This is a genomic window from Streptomyces johnsoniae (genome assembly GCF_031845565.1).
GTDB lineage: Bacteria > Actinomycetota > Actinomycetes > Streptomycetales > Streptomycetaceae > Streptomyces > Streptomyces johnsoniae.
The window spans coordinates 58,843-75,209 of the sequence record NZ_JAVREV010000015.1 but is presented as its reverse complement, the minus strand read 5'-3'; the positions used below and the strand labels follow the sequence as shown (position 1 = coordinate 75,209).

The window sequence follows — 16,367 nt, the reverse complement described above, 5'->3', positions numbered from 1 at the left end:
GTTCGGGAAAATCCTTCCGTGAGGTGCCCGCCGGACCAAGCGGAGAGCAGATGCTAATGAGTTGAGCGCGGGGGCGAAGTGCGACAGGCCGTCATCCGGCCAGCAACAGGCAGGTGTCCCAGGCCACTGTCTCGCTGGCGGTGGAGCAGGTCAGCTCGATGCCCGCGGTGCCCTCCAGTAGCCCGTGGCCGTCGGGTATGCGGTGGTGCAGGTGGCCGTCCAGCCGTTGCCGCAGCGCGGTCAGACGGGTGGCAATCTCTTGGTCGTGTGCGTCGGCGGCGGTCCGGCGGGCGGCCTGGAGGAGTCCGGCCCAGCCGTGGCATACGGAAGTGTCGCTGAGCTGGGCGAGTTGACGTTCGTCGGCGAGGCAAGCGGCCAGGGCCTGTTCGGCTTGTTGCTTCCGGTCGGTGTCGCTGAGGGCGAGAGCGGCAAGTTGCTGGGCTCTGGCCAGGCCCGGGGTGCCGTAACACCACGAGGGTCGCCCAGGACCGCGCTGGCGGACGGTGCCTTCGCGGTGTTCGGTACGGGATACGATCTCCGGCCACCAGGGCGCGCCCTCGGTGCCTTGGCGGCAGGAGTCCAGCCAGGTGGTGATCTGTTCGATGGCCTCGATGTGTCCGGGAACGATGATGCCGTGCCTGAGGGTGGTGGCCAGCAGGGCGAGTGGGCCGGTGACGCCGTGGGCCATGCCGAGGTTGCCGTGTCCGCCGTCGGGGCAGGGGCGGCCGTTGGTGTTGTCGGTGGTCCACCAGCCCGGCAGTACCTCGCTGCCGATCGTCAACGGCGCGGCCAATCGCACCAGGTAGGACAGCACCTCGGCCAGCAGATCGCCACCGCGGTGTCGGTGATGAAGGTGGACGCCGATACCGGTCAGGCCGCTGATCAGGTCGAACTCACGCATTCGGGGCAGCTCACCGCGGTCGATGCGCCGATGTGCGGCATCCAGGCAGGCCCGGGTAAGGCGCATGATGTGCCCGTCGAGGGTGGCCAGTGCATCGTGGTAGGCGGGCTGGGCGGCGGTGTGGAGCGTGAACGCGATGGCGGGGGCGCCGTGGAAGAGGCCGCAGACATCAGGGTGGGCGAGCACCGGTTCGCGGGTCATGGCCGCGGCCCAGGTATGTGCCGTGGCCCAGGTGCGGCGACCGGTGCCGGCCGCGATCATGTGGGCGAGGGCAATTCCGGCGGCGCCAGTGGACAGGGACTGGCCCCAGCCGGGGGGCGGGCTACTCGGCGGGGTCAGCGGGATCACCGGGCTTCGCCTCCCTTCTGGTGGTGCCAGGCGAGTGCTGCTTGCCTGGCCAGGCGGCGGCAGACGGCCTCGCCGTCGCGGTCGATGCCGCGGGCCCGGTTGTGGTGCATGTGCAGCAGCGACTCCAGGACCGCGTCGGTGTTCATGCCGTCCGGCAGCACTGCGGCGTATGCGGCGAGGGCTTTGGCTCGTGCCTGCCAGGCTGCGGCGATCTGGCCGGAAAAGCTGTCCGGGGTGAGGTGTTGGGCAAGGCGTACGGCCTCGCCAGCCGTCACGCGGTCAGCTGTCTGCCTGACGGCGGGAACGGGGTGGCTGGACAGCCACCGCATCGCCTGCTCGGCGCCGAGAAACCCGCGGACGGTGTCCACCATGCCCCAGACGGTCAGAGCGATAGGGGAGACGGCGGAGGCGGTGAGGTGGCGGAGCTGTGCGGCGACGGCCTCCGAGTCTGCGGTGAAGACGGTCTCGGCTGCCTCCATGGCCGTGCCGGTGCCGTAGCGGCCGGTCTCGGGGTGGTAAGTACCGAAGGCCAAGGGGCCGACGAGCCGCTCGCCCCGTAGCTGGTCGGCCCACCGCGCGACCGCCTGCGTGCAGACCGTGGCCTCGTCATCGCTTGGGATGCGGACGCGCAAGCGGATGTGGTCGGTCTCACGCGCACTGCGGTAGCGCACGAACCAGTACGAGGTCTCCTCGCCGAGTTCGGCGAGGAGACCGGGCAGATGGTCGGCGATGATCTCGTCCATCCGTTCGGGGTGGGTGGAGATCCTCGCATTCAGCCAGCGGGAGGCCGCCGAAGCGGGAGCCTGCCCGTGGCCGTGATTGGTCACCACGGGCAGCGAGCCGACGAGCGGGTTCGGCGCGAGCGGGCCCGCCGCGACCAGCGGCAGGGCGACCTCGTGGGCGTGTCCACCAATCCAACCCAACTCGTCGGCGCTGTCGGCGGATTCAGCCAGGATGGCTGTGCCGTACCGTCCCAGGTGGGCGTGGACGAGGGCGGCATGCAGCGGCACGTCGAGGTCGAGGCGGAGGCTGCGGTCCTCCTCCCGCAGCTCGACCGCGGCCGGGCACTGCCAGCGGTCCCGCCACTCTGTCAGGGCACAGTGCCAGCCGGTGGGATCGGCAGCCGCCTGGGGCAGGTCGCGGGCGGTCAGCCGCCACCGGGCCGGGGACAGGATGGTGCGGCGGTAGCGCACGCGGGGCAGGATGGGCAGCCGGGCGTGCGGGCCCCAGTCGAACTCGGTCCAGGCGGCCAGGCCGGCGCGGGAGATCTGGGTGAGGAACCGGGCCAGCGGCACCAGTTGTTTCTCGATCGCCAGTGCGTGGAAGATCTGCGGCTCGACCACCCGGCGCCTGGAGATGCTGACCAGGTGGAGCCGTTCGCGGGTGGCGGTCAGTGCCAGGTCTTCCAGCTCGATCACCTCCACCCCCGCCTCCGGAGCGCGGTGTTCGCCGAGCGGGATCACGTGGCGCAGGAAGAGGGGTGTGCGGCAGATGTTCTGCGCGTGGGGGTAAATGGGTGGGGTGGATAGTTGCGCGGCCAGGGCCCCATCGGTCACGGTTGGTAATGCCCCGTACACATGCGCAAGGGCCGGTCCAGTGATGTCGGCGAACCGCGCCGTGAAGGTTCCGGCCGAGCGGCCGGGGGCGACGGAGAGCGTGAATTCGCCGCGGCCGATGGCCTGTGGGCTGACCGCGTGAATGCGGGCGGAGACCTCCACATGCGGTGGGATGTACCGCTCATCGAGGAGGTCGGCGGCGAGCGAGTGGATCAGCTCGTCGGTGAGGGTGATCTCACGGCTTCCGTCGGCCATGGCCTGCCAGGCCAGCGTGGCCAGTCGCTCGTCCCGCGCAGTGAGCACCGAACGGGGCTGGGGGTAGACACTGCCGGGATAGCCTGCCGGATAGCCCAGCCCCGCGTCCGGGTGGAGGACTTCCCCCAGCGGTACCAGGGTGCCAGTGCCGTAGCGTTCGCAGAAGGCGGTGTACCACTCGCGCCAGGCGGCCGGTCCGGTCGGCTCGCGCGTCAGCCGCAGCAGCACGGACGCGGCCCGCTCCGCCTCATGCGCGACGCTGCGGGGGATCTGCGCCTCACAACCAAGGCGAAGGTTGATCACCAGCGGGGTCCGTCCGGCCGTCGGGACCCGGCGCATCCGGCCGGTGAGCGCCGCACGGAGCCGGGCTTGCTCGCCGGGAGTGGATACGTGGTTGTGGCGGTGCACCTCACGGTGGACGGCCTGAAGCTCCTCCAGCCACCCGGCGGCCCCAGCCACGGTGTCGGCGCCGGCCTCACGCAGGCGTGTGATCAGGTACTCCAGCGGATCGGCCACGGTGAGCGGAGCCCGCAAGCTGGTGATCAAGAACCCCTGGCGGATCAACTCAGTGAGCATCCTGCGCACCACGCCAGGCCCGGCAGCGGGGAACCGATCGGCCAGCTTCCCGGCCAGGGAGCGGAAGGGCACGGGGGAGGCTGCCGCCTCCTTGGCCACGGTGACCGCAGCCGTGTTGCGGATGGCCACCCGGCCGGGACCATGGGGCACTTGGAGGTACCGGCCGCGGGGCTGGGCCAAGTTGGTGAAGACAACGGGGAGACGGTTCAGCAACTCATCGTTCGCCTCCAGGCGGCTGGTGATGTCGGCCAGCCACTGCGCGTCCGCACCGGCGGTGCCGCGGTGGCTGCCAGCGAAAGACGTCCAGGCCGTGTCGCCCACGGTCACCGGCGCTACGCCCGCGAACAGGCCGAACGGAGTCGGGCGGCCGGTCGCCCGCAGCAGGTAGCGGGCGGTGGACAGTGTGACGCGGCGGAGTTGCCTGGCCGACAGCTCGCCGCCGGCGCGGGCGGTGTCAATGCGGTGGGCGAGGGTGGGGCTGGCCAAGCGGACGGCCTCCGCGGTTTGCGGATCGGACCACACACGCTCCAGCCAGGCCCGCACGGCGCCGGGGTCACTCGGCTCGGGCCAGATATCCGGGTCGGATGTCAGCGGGACGGAGGCGGCCCGTAGAACGGCCGCACGCGTGTGCCGGTACAACGGTGTGCCGGTCGATGTGCGCATCGGTTCCCTACCTTCCGGCCGGGAGGAGAAACGGGGTGGGGCTGGAGGAACATCCGCTCCTCCAGCCCTCCTGGGCAGGACCGGTATCCGGCTTTGGATTAGGTGCTGGTACAGGCCGACGCGCAGGTGCCCTTGCAGCCGTCGTTGGTGTCGCAGGCCGTGGGCATCAGGTCCTGGTGCACATCGGCGATGACGTGCACCTCAAGGGCGAAGACGTCGTCGACGCTTTCGCCTGCGGATGCCCCTGCGGCCTCCTCCAAGGTTGTTGCGGTGGTCATCGGACCTCCTCGATCTTTTTCCGGACACCCCCGCCCGTTGGACGGGGGGTGGTGCAGACCTGCCCGGCCCGGCCAGAGGGAACCCGGGTCCTGGCAAGTCGCCTGTGGGTAAGCCCGTGGTGCGTCTTCGGCAGCCCTTTCCGGTGGGCATCAGCCTGAACTCATGCCCTCAACGTGTCACTTCCGGATGCCCTATGGAGCCGACCGGGCGGGCCGCTCCTCACACTGGAGGGGCGGACGTCCACTCGTCACGGATGGCCGAGTGCACGATGGAGTCGCGCCAAGCACCCCGGACATGGACGTGGTGCCGGATGCGGCCCTCCTCGACGAGCCCGGCCCGGTCAAGGACGGTTTGCGAGGCTCCGTTCTCCGGAGACCTCGCCGCCCAGATGCGGTGCAGCCGCAAGTCCTCGAAGCCGAGGGTGAGAAGAGCCCGGACCAACTCCGTTCCGTAGCCCGCGCCCCAGACTTCGGGATGCAGGGCGAACCCGATCGTCGCCGCCTGCTGCCCCTGGCCGTCCAGCGCCAGGCGGGCATACCCGACGAGTCGTCCGGCCTCCCGCTCACAGACGGCCAAGGCGTACTCCTCACGCGGTGCGGCGAGCGCGGAAACCATCGAACGAGCCACGATGTGGCCGACCTGTTCACGGCTGCGGGGCTCGAACGAAAGGTGCTCCGTCGCGGCAGGACTGCCGTAGATCGCATGAACGGCGGTCACATCGTCCAAGGTCAGCTCTCGGAGGAGGAGACGTTCGCTGTTACGGCTCACCGGGTGCACCCGGGAACTTTACCCCGGGAGGTCATCGAGAAAGTGTGCGTGCGGGGGCAGCGGCGAACGCCTCGATCTCGACCCGCAGTTCCCGGGCCGGAAGTGCGTTCCTGCTCGGGGTCTCGGCCAAGGCCCGGTGAACGCGCTGAGCACTGATGACGATTCCGGCAGTGCGCTGGCCCGTAGGGAGATCGAGAACGGGTCGAATCGCCTCGGCAGCCCCGTCCAACTGGTCACCGGAGATGCGAGCGAGGGCCAGGTTGGTCCGGGCCCCGGCTTCGTCGCCATAGGCCCAATCAGCCCGGTCGGCACTCTCGTAGGCTGCCACGGCTGCGACGGCCCGCTGCTCCGCGGTGGGTGTTGCCCCTGGGAGCAACACCTCCGCCTCAGCGGTGTAGTACAGCTCTCGAACGTAAGGGAAGGTCACCAGCCCACCGATCGCGTCAAGATCATCGAGCTGCACCCGGTCACGCGCGTCCTCCCCCTTGCGGATCGCCGCCGACATGCCGTCGGCATCGCCGAGGACTGCCGCGGCGCGGGCTTGCAGGCCAGCCAGCCAGACACGGACTGTGCCGGTATCCTGCGGCGTAGCGGCCTCGCCGCTACGGGCATAGTGGGCGGCGTCTTCCGGACGCCCGGCCCAGTAGGCGACGAGGCTTTGCAGGCCACGAATCCATCCGCGCGCGGCGGCATGATCGGCCTGGTCGGCGCAGATGTAGGCGGCACGTGCTTGCCGCATGGCGCTCACGGGATCGCCCAGATCGTGGCTGGCCTTGGCCAGTATGCCGGACGCGAGCGCTGCCAGAAGGTGAAGATCGCGGGCTTGGCCGGGCTTGGTCCACCCGCTCTCCAAGATGCGGAAGATGGTGTCCTGAACGTCCACGAGGTCGTCGAGGATCGTGCCGAGTGCCACGCGCGGGTAGGCCACGGCAAGCCTGTGGACTTCTTCTCGCATATGGGCCATTGTTTCTGGTCCCACCTGCTGCGACTCGGCCGTCATCGCCCATTTCATTGCTCTCTGCGCTGCCATTGCCGCGCTCCTTTTCAAGTCGTGTTGGTCCGAGTCGTCGTCCTCGGCGGCGGAACCCAGGTCGCCGCGAGCCGGGGCAGCAGGGGTGGCGACAGGCGCAAGGAGTTCGTCAGCGGAAAAACCGAACAAGCGCTCAAGTACCCGCCGGGCATCCGGCTGCGGCGTTACCGTGCCGGCGCACCACCGTTCGTAAGAGCTCTCGGAGACAGAAAGTGCTCCGAGGCCCGGGGTGCCGTCCGTCTCGGCCAGCTCACGCGCGGCCTTTTCGAGATGACTCCGGAAAGTTGAATACGACCAGTTGCGCTGTCGGAGCAAGACGCGGAGAAGAGTACTCATGTCGTCCCCCATCTGAGACGTGGCGACCTGTAACGACAGTAAGTCCGGAGGCACATTCCGGGAACCAGGCCTGGAACAGCTGGGGGAGCGATGCGGGGCAGACGGCGGGGGAGCATCACACAAGGCTCAAGGTATGAGGGGCAGATGAGGGTGCCTATGCGACGGGCAGACAGACACGCTCTCTGTACGTGACGAAGTGGTCACATCGCCGAGAGGAGCCGACCATGGCAAGATCCGAAGTATTGCCCGACTGGATTCCGCACGAGGGTGTGGAGTCGTTGCCGTGTGGCCGGTGGTGGGACGGGGTGCGGTTGCCGACGTTCGTCGGGATGCGGGTCGTCAACCGGCTTCGCAAGCACTCCGGCCCCATCGTGCAGGACCAGGTCGCGGAAGACGTGACCTGGCTCGTGCCACCCGGTGCCGCCGACGGCTGGGAGGAACGGGCCCCCGGAGTGGACGTGCTTCGGGCACCACGAGTGGTGGCGATCCCGCCGGCCGCCTGGTGCGATGGCCCCTGGAGCGGCGCACCCGCCACCCGGTGGCTGATCCGGCCCACAACCACCTGCCTGACCGACCCGCCACTGCTCCTCGACGCCCTGGGGCACATCCTCCCCGCCCGAGGAGGCAGCCGTGCCTGACGCACCGCTGCCCGTCCTGCTGATGGGCCTCGACCTCGAACGGGACTTGACGCCACGGCAGTGGTCCGGGACCGCCTGCGTACTGTGCCGGACCTGGCTCGGCCACCACCCCGCCGAACGCTCCCGCGTCCTCGCCACCGTGAACAGCCACCCGCTGCGCGCCTGCACACCGAACTGCGAGGCGCGATCGTGAACGCCGGAGTACTGGTATCCGTCGAAGTGGACGCCGCAACCATCGCCCGCGGCGACCAACTCATGATCGGCGGCCACACCTTCACCGTCACCGACATGACCGCCATGCGCGGCGGCGCCAAACGCCTCCTCTTCAGCTCCGGCGAATCATTCGTCATCAACCGCACCACCACCCTATGGGCCGCCCGCCGCACCAACCCCCGCCTCCCCCGCAGACACCACCACAGCCCCTGACCAGCTCAAAAACCACATGCCAGGGCGGCCCGCGCCCTGCCAGGCTGGCAGCCATGACCGCTTACGAACTGTTACTCATCGGCGGTGGTGCAGGCGTCGGGAAGACGACTGTCGGGTGGGAGGTATCCGCGGCACTGCAGACGAAGGGAACGGCGCACTGTCTGATCGAGGGGGACTACATGGACCAGATCCATCCGGCCCCCGCCGGTGACCCCCACCGCGCAGCGATCACGGAACGGAACATCGCGGCAGTATGGTCCAATTACGCCGCTCTGGGTCAGCACCGCCTCGTCTACACCAACACGGTGAGCATCCTTGATGAGCCCATGATCAGACAGGCGATGGGCGGCGGCGTGATCACGTCCACCTGTGTCCTGCTCACGGCCGAGGAGGCCACCGTGAGGAAGCGGCTCGCCCAACGGGAAATCGGTTCCCAGCTTGCCGTTCACATCAAGCGGAGCCTGTGGATGGCACAGCATCTCAGTGAGAAGGCTCCTGCGGACACCGTCCGCATCCCGACGGACGGACGGTCGGTCCAAGACATCGCCCGCCAAGTAATTCAGGCAGCCGCCTGGTAGGGAGGCATCGATCTGGAAGCCTGCTGAGCCAGGGCGGCTGCTGGGAAGATCGCGTCTTATGACTTCCGTTCCATGGAGTACCCACGCCGTCGAGCTCCGGTCCGACAGCGTGATCAAGAGGTTCCGGCGTGAGTGTCGTGGAAAGTGCGAGCGGGAGTGGCGGGCGCTGACGTTGCTCGCCGCGTATGCACCGGGATTGGCTCCGGTCCCTCAAAGGGCGGACCTTGCGGCGGAGGAGCCGGTGGTGGTGATGTCACGCGTGCCTGGTGAGCCGATGCGAGGAGAGCCGCTCGACGATCAGCGGCTCAAGGCTTTGGCCGCGGCAGCGAGCGAGCTCTATGGGGCTGTGCCTGCGGAAGTTTTGGCTGAGATCCCCGTCCGGCCTGGTCAGCAGCATCAACTGGTCGCCCAGATCCGCGCCTGGGCGCCGCAGGCTCGCCCGCGAGTCAGCGATGAGGTGGGCGAGGCCATGGACCGCGGCCTTGATTGGCTGGCCCGTTCAGGCATGGAACGAGCCAGCCAATCAGACGTCCCGATGGTTTTCGGCCCGGGGGACGGCAACCTCGCCAACTATCTGTGGGACGGCACTCGCGTGCGGATCGTGGACTTCGAGGATTCTGGTCTCAGCGACCGGCCCTTCGAACTGGCGGAGATCACGGAGCATGTGGCCAGCTGGGTCGGCCCACCCCTCGACGTGGAGGCCTTCCTCGATCTGTTCGACCTGGCCGCCGCCGAACGTGTGCGGTTGACGGAGTGCCGCAGGCTGCTGGCGCTCGTCTGGTTGTTCCTCCTGTCCTTTGACGACCCTCAGCATCCCCGCAACCGGCCGGGAACGGCCGAGCGGCAAGCCGCCCGGCTGTCCGCACTTCTTACCAATGCCAGGCACTGATAGCCTTCCGAGCCGAGACTGATTCATGGCCGTCGCCTTCAGCACCTGGAGGTCCGGCATGCCGAGGTCGACCGGCTGCGGTCGACCATCGGTGGGGGTGCCTGAACATTGCGCGTGCGGAAGATAGCGCAGCGGCCCCGCCGGTGTGAGGGGGCAAGCCATTCGTCGTTCCACGGCACGAACCGCCCGGAGTACCGTTTCGAGTGTCGAGGTCGAATACAGCACAGGCGAGGTCAGTAGCGCGATCGCACCGCCACGCCCCGAGAGGGCCACGGAATCGGAACGCGCATCCAAGAGCTGCGCGCCATCCGCGGCTTCTCCCTGACCGAACTTGGCCGACGAGCCCATATCTCCGCATCACAGCTCTCCCGAATCGAGAGCGGGACACGCTCGGTCAGCCCGATCGTAGAAGCCAGCGTCGCACGCGCGCTCGGCGTGACCGTATCCGTGCTCCACGGACAGCCTACATTCACATGCTCCAGGCCGAGCAGTTGGATGCACTGCTCACCTTGATCAGCATCGCGCTCGATGCATGGGACATCCCTCCGGACGATGCCCCACCACGGGCCCTGGATGAGCTGGCGGCCGACGTCTGTCGCATCGTGCGGCTGCAAGAGGCAGCGCTACATGCCTCGTGCCCTACCGAATCAGAACCCGAACAACAGCCGCTATTTCGACACCGAGTTCAAGCTGCTCAACTACATCGCCAACCAGCTGGGCCTACCGTCGTCCACGCACACCGGCCGGATGGACTTGCACTCCAAGCTTGAGGTGTGCGGGTCACGCAGCTCAGTGATCGACCAGTTCCGGAGCGATTTCCCGAATATCGAGATCAACGTGTCCTGGGGGTGACTATCATGGTGGCTGATTTCTCTCCTGCTCACCAAGCCGTGGAGATGGAGGACCTCGACGCACTCGGCAAACTGCTGGACGTCGGCGCCGATGTCCACGAGGAACACGACGGCCTGTCTCTGCTGCACCATGCGCTGGACATCGCTTTCAACAGCGACGCCGAGTGCGGTGAAAAGCAGATCGACACCGTCGCCTTTCTTCTTTCCCGGGGAGCTGACCCCACCCGACGCTCCGGTGGCGGTACCGGAGTCTCGGCCGAGCACATGGCGTTCCTAGCCGACAACGCCCGCATCTTTGGAATGTTCGCGGCATGGAAACGGGAACACGGCCTCTGAAACCACATTCCCGCTCAGCGGGCCCGCCCCTCAGCCATCCGGGGCGGGCCCGTCCTGTCCATGCTCATCCCCCGATCACCACGCCCCATCCTCGTTGACAGACCCGGTCCGTTATGGGCTGGCGGCGCTGGTGGCCTGCGGGACTCGGACGGTGATCGGAGCAGTCTTCGGGACGGCCACCACCGGCGAGTTGGAGTACGCCCGTCGGCTGGCGGGTGACCTACGCACCGGGAGGCTGCTGCTGTCGAACTCGCGCTCTGAGTTCGGGAATCGTTGAGCCTGCGGAAACCTTCAGACCGCTGACCTGCTGGGGCCTCGACTTCGGCGACAGGGCGGCCCACCGCTGAGAATCGCTGTTGACCCGTGACCAACCGTCCTGACGGGCACGCATCGGGCATGGTGCCGCGCTGGCCGGACGTGCGGAGGATCGGGGCCTTCACCTTGGCGGCCTCGACCCGCGCGGGCCCGCGTTGACGGCAGGGAGGCGTTGCACTGCGGACGGTGACACGATTCTGCGAGCAGTCAGATCAGGTCTCCTCGACGCCGATGACCTCGATCGTGCATCGCGGCTTTTGGATGCCCCGCTTGATTCTGGCGTCCGTGGTGATGAAGGGGACGCCGAGAGTCTCGGCGAGGGCGACGTAGGTGGCGTCGTAGGCGGACAGGTTGGCGTGCAGGACCCGGACGCGTGGCAACAGGGGCATTGCCTCATGACGGTCGATGCGCAGGGCGCTGTACGTCTTGATGTGCTCGTCGAGCACAGCCTTCTGCAGCTTGGGAAGGCCGCTTCTGGTGCCTCGTGCCATGCCGAGGAGTGCGGATGCGACTTCGGTGTCCAGGAGGTGGGGAGCGTGCAGGGTGTCTTCCTGGGCGACGCGGGCACGGACCTGCTGGCCGACGACCCCGCTGTCGGTGAGAAACATGGTGATGGCTGAGCAGTCAATGACGATCAACGTGCGGCTCGTCCTTCGTCGATGAGCGCGAGCACATCATCGTTGTCGACCTCACTGACCGCGTACTGCTCGGCACGCTGCGCGATCTCGGCAAGAGTGGGCCGAGTTGCTTCCCGGGTGACGAGGGCAAGGAGGTAGGTCTGGAGGGACTGACCGGCTTCAGCGGCGCGGATCTTCAGGCGGGAGGCGATGTCGTCAGGCACTTCCCTGATGGTGAACGCAGTCATGACTGCATTCTAGCGTCAATGCAGTCATTATGCAGTCAGAGGAAAGTGGTGAGTGCCCACGACGGGTGGGCGGGCCCGGTTCAGGACATCGTTCCCCGCCGGGGCGGTCGTTCTGGAAGCCCGCTGAGCCATCAATCCGCGATGTCGACATGTCGCGGACACTTCCGCCGGGGCCAGGATCGGACGTTCGATACGCACGCACGCTTCAGCTCGCGGTCGTTCAGGCCACGTCCAGGTGGCCCGCGGGGGTGGCTGCCTTGGGGCCGAAGAGTCTGCGGGCGCGGTCCGCCGCCGCCTCCGCGCGGTGGCGGCGTTCCTCGGTCGGGTCCAGGGAGAGCTGACGGGTGGTGTGTGCCGCGTCCGCAAGCTCCTCCGCGCGCAGGGCGACCGCGCGCACCCGGGCGCGCTGGAGGCCGAGCGCGTCGTGCAGTGCGTAGGCCGCGCCGGTCAGGTCCTGGGTGTGCGCGGTCGGTTCCGCGAGGGTTCGGCTGCGGGTGGTGGTGCTCCGGTCCGCGTAGTGGACGGTCAGGGTGAGGGCGCGGGCGGCCTGCCCGGCACCGCGCAGCCGGTAGCCCAATTCGTCGGCGAGGGTGAGCAGGGCGCGCCGCCGCAGCCCCGCGTCCAGTTCGTCGTGGCCGAAACGGTGCTCCGCCGACGCCGAACGGGCCGGGGCGGACGGGGTGACGGGCGTGGGGTCGGTGCCCTGCGCGAGGGCGCGGACGCGGCGGGCGCGGGCGGCGCCCAGGATGCGCTGGAGGGTGGCGGGCGGCGCGGCGGCGATCCGGCCCACGGTGTCAAGGCCGTAGGAGGCGAGGGTGCGGGCGGTGGCGGCGCCGACGCCGTGGAGGGCGGTGGCGGGCCGGTCCGCCAGGAAACCGGCCACGGCGTCCGCCGCGTCGGGCAGTTCGGCCACGCCGGGGGCGCCGTGCGCGTCGGCCGCCATGCGGGCCAGCAGCGGGTTGGCGGCGACGCCGATGACGCAGTCCGTGCCGTGCAGCGCCAGCGCCCGCACCCGGACAAGGCCGGCGAGCCCTGCGGCGTCGCGCCCGAAGTACCGCAGGGCGCCCCCGACATCGGCGAACGCCGCGTCGGGCGGCAGGGCCTGTACCACGGGCGTGATGCCGTGGAGCAGCCGCAGCAGTGCCGGATGTCCTTCGGCGGAGGCGGCGGAGCGGCCGAGGAACCGCACGTAGAGCACCCGGGTCATCCGGCGCTCCCCGGGCTCGCGTGCCACAGCTTGCGCGGGTACTTGGCGGAGTCCCCGGCGGGCCGCAGGTCGGCCCAGGGGTGCAGGGAGTAGCCGGTGGACAGCTCGATGCGGCGGTCCTCCGTAACGTCGTCGCCTTCGCCGGAGACAGCCGCCGCGCCGTCGTCGCCGCCCGCGGCGAGCCGCGCGGCGACCGCGTCGAGGCCGCCGGTGCGGCGGAGTTCGGCCAGCTCGTCGAGGTCCCAGGCGGTCCGGCCGACGACGCTCAGCGTCCGCGGACCGCGCCGCTGGACCGTTCCGCGCACCAGCAGCAGCCAGGAGTGGAAGACCGTGCGGGCGGACGCGGGGTGGCTGTCCTCGAAGAAGGCCAGGTCGACCAGGCCCGTGGTGTCGTCGAGGGTGACGAAGATGATGCGCTTGCCGGACCTGATGGCCGGCGTCTGGGTGGCGGCCTTGGCCCCGGCGACCAGCACCGTTTCCCCGTGCGCGGCCTCGCGCAGGCGGCGGGCGGACAGGACGCCCAGCTCCTTGAGGAAGGCGTGGTGGCCGCTCAGGAGGTGCCGCGTGGTCTCCATGCCGAGCACGCCGAGTTCGGCGCCGAGCCGTTCGTCCTCGTCGAGGTCGGGCAGCCCGGCGGGGGGCGCCTCCTCGCCGTCGTCGAGCGGCAGTTGGGGGCCGCCCGGCCGGCCGGCCGCGCGCCGCTGCGCGTGCTGTTCCGCGAGGTGCAGCAGCAGGTCGCGGCGATTGCCGCCGAAGGCGTCCAGGGCGCCGACGCGGGCCAGCCGTTCGGCGACGGGGCGGGAGGGGGCGGCGCGGCCGAGCAGGTCGGTGAGGGAGGTGTACGGCTGCCCGGCGGCGATCCGTTCCGCCTCCTCCTCGGTGATGCCCTGCACCTCGCCGAGGGCGAGCCTGACCCCCAGCACCCCTGATTCAGACTCCAGTTCGATTCTATAGGCCGCATCGGACCGGTTGACGTCGAGCGGCAGCACCGGCACCCCGCGCCGCCGCGCGTCGGCGAGCAGCAGCCGCTTGGGGTACATGCCCGGATCGTGCGTGAGCAGCCCGGCGTAGAAGGCGGCCGGGTGGTGCGCCTTGAGCCAGGCGGACTGGTAGGTCGGAACGGCGAAGGCGACGGCGTGCGCCTTGCAGAAGCCGAAGCTGCCGAACGACTCCAGGATCTCCCAGGTGCGGGCGACGGCCTCGGGCGGATAGCCGCGCCCGCCCGCCTCGGCGGCGAACCAGTCGCGCACCCGCCCCCGGCGTTCCGGATCGGACAGCGCCCGCCGCGCCTCGTCGGCCAGCGCCCGGTCGCAGCCGGTCAGCGTGGCCATGATGCCGATGACCTGCTCGTGGAAGATCACCACACCGTGCGTCTCGCGCAGCACCGGCTCCAGGTCGCGGTGGGGGTAGCGCGGCGCCCGCCGCCCGCGCCTGGCGTCGATGAACGGCCGCACCATATCGGCCCCGACGGGCCCGGGCCTGAACAGCGATATGTCGACAACGAGGTCGTGGAACGTCTCCGGCTGAAGCCGCCCGACGAGATCGCGCTGTCCCGGCGACTCGATCTGGAAGCAGCCCAGCGTCTCGGTCGAACGGATCAGCGCGTAGGTCTCCTGATCCCCCTGCGGAACCCGTTCCAGATCGATCCGCTCCCCCGTGACCCGTTCCGTCTCGCCCACCGCGTGCGCCATGGCGGACTGCATCCGCACCCCCAGCACGTCGAGCTTGAGCAGGCCGAGATCCTCCACGTCGTCCTTGTCGAACTGCGACATGGCGAACCCCTCACCGCTCGTGGGCACCACGGGCGTGCGCAGGCGCAGCGAGGCGTCGGACAGCAGCACGCCGCAGGGATGCATGGCCACCCCGCGCGGCAGCCCGTCCAGCGCCTCCACCAGCTCCCACATCCGCGGCCCGTAGCGGTCGGCGTCGACGTCGCGCAGCTCGGGCAGCTCGGCCAGCGCGGCACGCGCGTCCCTGGCGCGGATGTGCGGGAACGCCTTGGCCAGCCGGCCGACCTCGGCCGGGTCGAGGCCGAGCGCGAGGCCGACGTCCCGGACGGCATGCCGCACCCGGTAGGTCTCGGGCATGGCGACGGTGGCGACCCGCTCCTCCCCGAAGCGCTCGAAGATGGCCCGGTACGCCTCCAGCCGGCGGGCCGACTCCACGTCGATGTCGATGTCGGGCAGCGCGCCGCGGCGTGGGGAGAGGAACCGTTCCATCAGCAGGCCGTGCTCGACGGGGTCGGCGTGCGCGATGCCAAGTAGGTGGTTGACCAGCGCCCCGGCCCCGGAACCGCGGGCGGCGACCCGGATGCCCAGGCCCTTGAGGTCCTCGACGACCTGGGCGACGGTGAGGAAGTAGGAGGCGTAGCCGAGGCGTTCGATGATGGCCAGCTCCTCGTCCAGGCGCCGCCAGCGCGCCGCGTCCCGCTCGTGGCGGCGCACGACCATCCCCGCGGCGCAGCGCGAACGCAGCGCGCGGTCCGCGGTGCGCCCGGCCGCGCCCACGAGCCCGGGCTCGGGGAAGTGCACGCCGCCGAGGCCGAGGTCGCGGCCCGGGTCGACCCGGCAGTCCGCCGCCGTCTCCTCGGTGAGGGCGAGCAGCCGGTGCGCGGCGGACCGCCCGTAGCCGGCCGCCTCCGCGGCGCGGACCGCCGCGGCGGCCATCTCCTCCGGCCCCTTCAGCCAGCGCTCCCCGCCGTCCAGTGAGCCGCGCGGATCGATGGGAACGAGCCGCCGCGCCGCGTCCAGCACATCGGCGACCGCGCCCTGGCCCGGGTCGGCGTAGCGGACCGCGTTGGTGAGCACCGGGCGCACGCCCTGTTCCGCGGCGAGGCCGAGGGCTCGGCCCGCGGCGGCGGCCGGGCCCGCGGCGTCGGCCTCGATGCGCAGCGCGCCGCCGAACCGTTCACGCCAGGGGGCGAGCAGCCGGGCGGCCAGGTCGGGGCGGCCGGCGGCCAGCGCGCGGCCGGGCTCGGAGGCCGGTCCGAGCAGGACGGTCAGCCCGTCCCCGTACGCCTCGGACCACGGCAGCACGGGCCGTTCGCCGCCGACCGCACCGCCGGCCGCACCGGCGTGCGCGCCGGCGTGCGCGGCGGTGACCAGCCGGCACAGCTGCGCCCAGCCGGCCGCGCCGTCCCTGGCGAGGAAGATCACCCGTGGCGCCGATTCATCGGCGAAGGCGCCACCGCGCACCGGGGTCCTCGGGCGCCGCCGCGCGGCCTCGGCCGGGCGCTGCGGGGAGACGGCGAGCTCGACCCCGTACACCGGGCGCACCCCGGCACGCGCGCACGCCTTGGTGAACCGCACGGCGCCGGCGAGGGTGTCGCGGTCGGTCAGCGCCACGGCGTCCATGCCCCGCTCGGCGGCCCGCTCGGCGAGCCGCTCGGGGTGCGAGGCGCCGTAGCGCGCGGAGAATCCGGACGCCACGTGCAGGTGTGCGAAGCCCGGCATCCGCACCTCCTGTCACACCCGGCCCCCCTGTTTCGCCGCTGTCCGTCTCCACCATAAACCAGCCATCGAACGCATGTGCGAATCTGACGAACGACCAG

At 70.2% G+C, this 16,367-nt stretch carries 17 protein-coding genes; 8 read left to right on the top strand and 9 right to left on the bottom strand.

Annotated features, from left to right (window positions below):
* Positions 1-91: 91 nt before the first annotated feature.
* From RM779_RS24395 to RM779_RS24375, 5 genes are all read right to left on the bottom strand, one after another.
* Positions 92-1,249 (bottom strand): lanthionine synthetase C family protein, encoded by a 1,158-nt coding sequence (locus RM779_RS24395; protein WP_311619898.1) that lies wholly within the window; start codon positions 1,247-1,249, stop codon positions 92-94.
* On the bottom strand, positions 1,246-4,299 hold the full coding sequence (locus RM779_RS24390; RefSeq protein WP_311619896.1) for a lantibiotic dehydratase: 3,054 nt from the start codon (positions 4,297-4,299) through the stop codon (positions 1,246-1,248). The genes RM779_RS24395 and RM779_RS24390 overlap by 4 nt, the downstream gene beginning before the upstream one ends.
* Positions 4,300-4,397: 98 nt before the next feature.
* Positions 4,398-4,577 (bottom strand): FxLD family lanthipeptide, encoded by a 180-nt coding sequence (gene fxlA / locus RM779_RS24385; RefSeq protein WP_311619895.1) that lies wholly within the window; start codon positions 4,575-4,577, stop codon positions 4,398-4,400.
* A gap of 220 nt (positions 4,578-4,797) precedes the next feature.
* Positions 4,798-5,355, bottom strand: a complete 558-nt coding sequence (locus RM779_RS24380; protein ID WP_311619894.1) for a GNAT family N-acetyltransferase — start codon at positions 5,353-5,355, stop codon at positions 4,798-4,800.
* Positions 5,356-5,377: 22 nt separating this feature from the next.
* A complete protein-coding gene (locus RM779_RS24375) occupies positions 5,378-6,712 on the bottom strand; it encodes a hypothetical protein (protein WP_311619892.1) in 1,335 nt (444 codons plus the stop codon).
* A 224-nt stretch (positions 6,713-6,936) separates the two neighbouring features.
* Between RM779_RS24375 and RM779_RS24370 the strand changes: the two genes are divergently transcribed.
* The 8 genes from RM779_RS24370 to RM779_RS24335 all read left to right on the top strand — a co-directional run bounded on the left by RM779_RS24370 (position 6,937) and on the right by RM779_RS24335 (position 10,430).
* Positions 6,937-7,350 (top strand): hypothetical protein, encoded by a 414-nt coding sequence (locus RM779_RS24370; protein WP_311619891.1) that lies wholly within the window; start codon positions 6,937-6,939, stop codon positions 7,348-7,350.
* Positions 7,343-7,543, top strand: a complete 201-nt coding sequence (locus RM779_RS24365) for a hypothetical protein (RefSeq protein ID WP_311619889.1) — start codon at positions 7,343-7,345, stop codon at positions 7,541-7,543. Before RM779_RS24370 ends, RM779_RS24365 begins: the two co-directional genes overlap by 8 nt.
* Positions 7,540-7,776, top strand: coding sequence for a hypothetical protein (locus RM779_RS24360; RefSeq protein WP_311619888.1), 237 nt, complete (start codon positions 7,540-7,542; stop codon positions 7,774-7,776). The genes RM779_RS24365 and RM779_RS24360 overlap by 4 nt, the downstream gene beginning before the upstream one ends.
* 53 nt (positions 7,777-7,829) lie before the next feature.
* The gene (locus RM779_RS24355) at positions 7,830-8,354 is read left to right on the top strand and encodes a nucleoside/nucleotide kinase family protein (protein WP_311619887.1); all 525 of its coding nucleotides are present in this window, start codon (positions 7,830-7,832) and stop codon (positions 8,352-8,354) included.
* 58 nt (positions 8,355-8,412) lie between these two features.
* Positions 8,413-9,243, top strand: a complete 831-nt coding sequence (locus RM779_RS24350; RefSeq protein WP_311619886.1) for a phosphotransferase family protein — start codon at positions 8,413-8,415, stop codon at positions 9,241-9,243.
* A 276-nt stretch (positions 9,244-9,519) separates the two neighbouring features.
* A complete protein-coding gene (locus tag RM779_RS24345; RefSeq protein WP_311620022.1) occupies positions 9,520-9,756 on the top strand; it encodes a helix-turn-helix domain-containing protein in 237 nt (78 codons plus the stop codon).
* Positions 9,757-9,816: 60 nt separating this feature from the next.
* A complete protein-coding gene (locus tag RM779_RS24340; protein ID WP_311619885.1) occupies positions 9,817-10,095 on the top strand; it encodes a deaminase domain-containing protein in 279 nt (92 codons plus the stop codon).
* Positions 10,096-10,100: 5 nt separating this feature from the next.
* Positions 10,101-10,430, top strand: a complete 330-nt coding sequence (locus RM779_RS24335; protein WP_311619884.1) for an ankyrin repeat domain-containing protein — start codon at positions 10,101-10,103, stop codon at positions 10,428-10,430.
* 527 nt (positions 10,431-10,957) lie between these two features.
* Here the strand turns inward: RM779_RS24335 and RM779_RS24330 are convergent.
* From RM779_RS24330 to RM779_RS24315, 4 genes are all read right to left on the bottom strand, one after another.
* Positions 10,958-11,383, bottom strand: coding sequence for a type II toxin-antitoxin system VapC family toxin (locus RM779_RS24330; RefSeq protein WP_311619883.1), 426 nt, complete (start codon positions 11,381-11,383; stop codon positions 10,958-10,960).
* On the bottom strand, positions 11,380-11,610 hold the full coding sequence (locus RM779_RS24325; RefSeq protein WP_311619882.1) for a FitA-like ribbon-helix-helix domain-containing protein: 231 nt from the start codon (positions 11,608-11,610) through the stop codon (positions 11,380-11,382). Before RM779_RS24325 ends, RM779_RS24330 begins: the two co-directional genes overlap by 4 nt.
* Positions 11,611-11,830: 220 nt before the next feature.
* The gene (locus RM779_RS24320; protein WP_311619881.1) at positions 11,831-12,817 is read right to left on the bottom strand and encodes a DNA polymerase Y family protein; all 987 of its coding nucleotides are present in this window, start codon (positions 12,815-12,817) and stop codon (positions 11,831-11,833) included.
* The gene (locus RM779_RS24315; RefSeq protein ID WP_311619880.1) at positions 12,814-16,269 is read right to left on the bottom strand and encodes a DNA polymerase III subunit alpha; all 3,456 of its coding nucleotides are present in this window, start codon (positions 16,267-16,269) and stop codon (positions 12,814-12,816) included. Before RM779_RS24315 ends, RM779_RS24320 begins: the two co-directional genes overlap by 4 nt.
* Between the last annotated feature and the right edge of the window lie 98 nt (positions 16,270-16,367).

What these genes read in the sequence shown, in the direction of transcription:
- RM779_RS24390 (WP_311619896.1), bottom strand. Translation starts at nt 4,299, where the DNA reads ATGCGCACATCGACCGGCACACCGTTGTACCGGCACACGCGTGCGGCC.
- fxlA (WP_311619895.1), bottom strand. Translation starts at nt 4,577, where the DNA reads ATGACCACCGCAACAACCTTGGAGGAGGCCGCAGGGGCATCCGCAGGC.
- RM779_RS24375 (WP_311619892.1), bottom strand. Translation starts at nt 6,712, where the DNA reads ATGAGTACTCTTCTCCGCGTCTTGCTCCGACAGCGCAACTGGTCGTAT.
- RM779_RS24370 (WP_311619891.1), top strand. Translation starts at nt 6,937, where the DNA reads ATGGCAAGATCCGAAGTATTGCCCGACTGGATTCCGCACGAGGGTGTG.
- RM779_RS24355 (WP_311619887.1), top strand. Translation starts at nt 7,830, where the DNA reads ATGACCGCTTACGAACTGTTACTCATCGGCGGTGGTGCAGGCGTCGGG.
- RM779_RS24350 (WP_311619886.1), top strand. Translation starts at nt 8,413, where the DNA reads ATGACTTCCGTTCCATGGAGTACCCACGCCGTCGAGCTCCGGTCCGAC.
- RM779_RS24340 (WP_311619885.1), top strand. Translation starts at nt 9,817, where the DNA reads ATGAGCTGGCGGCCGACGTCTGTCGCATCGTGCGGCTGCAAGAGGCAG.
- RM779_RS24335 (WP_311619884.1), top strand. Translation starts at nt 10,101, where the DNA reads ATGGTGGCTGATTTCTCTCCTGCTCACCAAGCCGTGGAGATGGAGGAC.
- RM779_RS24325 (WP_311619882.1), bottom strand. Translation starts at nt 11,610, where the DNA reads ATGACTGCGTTCACCATCAGGGAAGTGCCTGACGACATCGCCTCCCGC.
- RM779_RS24320 (WP_311619881.1), bottom strand. Translation starts at nt 12,817, where the DNA reads ATGACCCGGGTGCTCTACGTGCGGTTCCTCGGCCGCTCCGCCGCCTCC.
- RM779_RS24315 (WP_311619880.1), bottom strand. Translation starts at nt 16,269, where the DNA reads ATGCCGGGCTTCGCACACCTGCACGTGGCGTCCGGATTCTCCGCGCGC.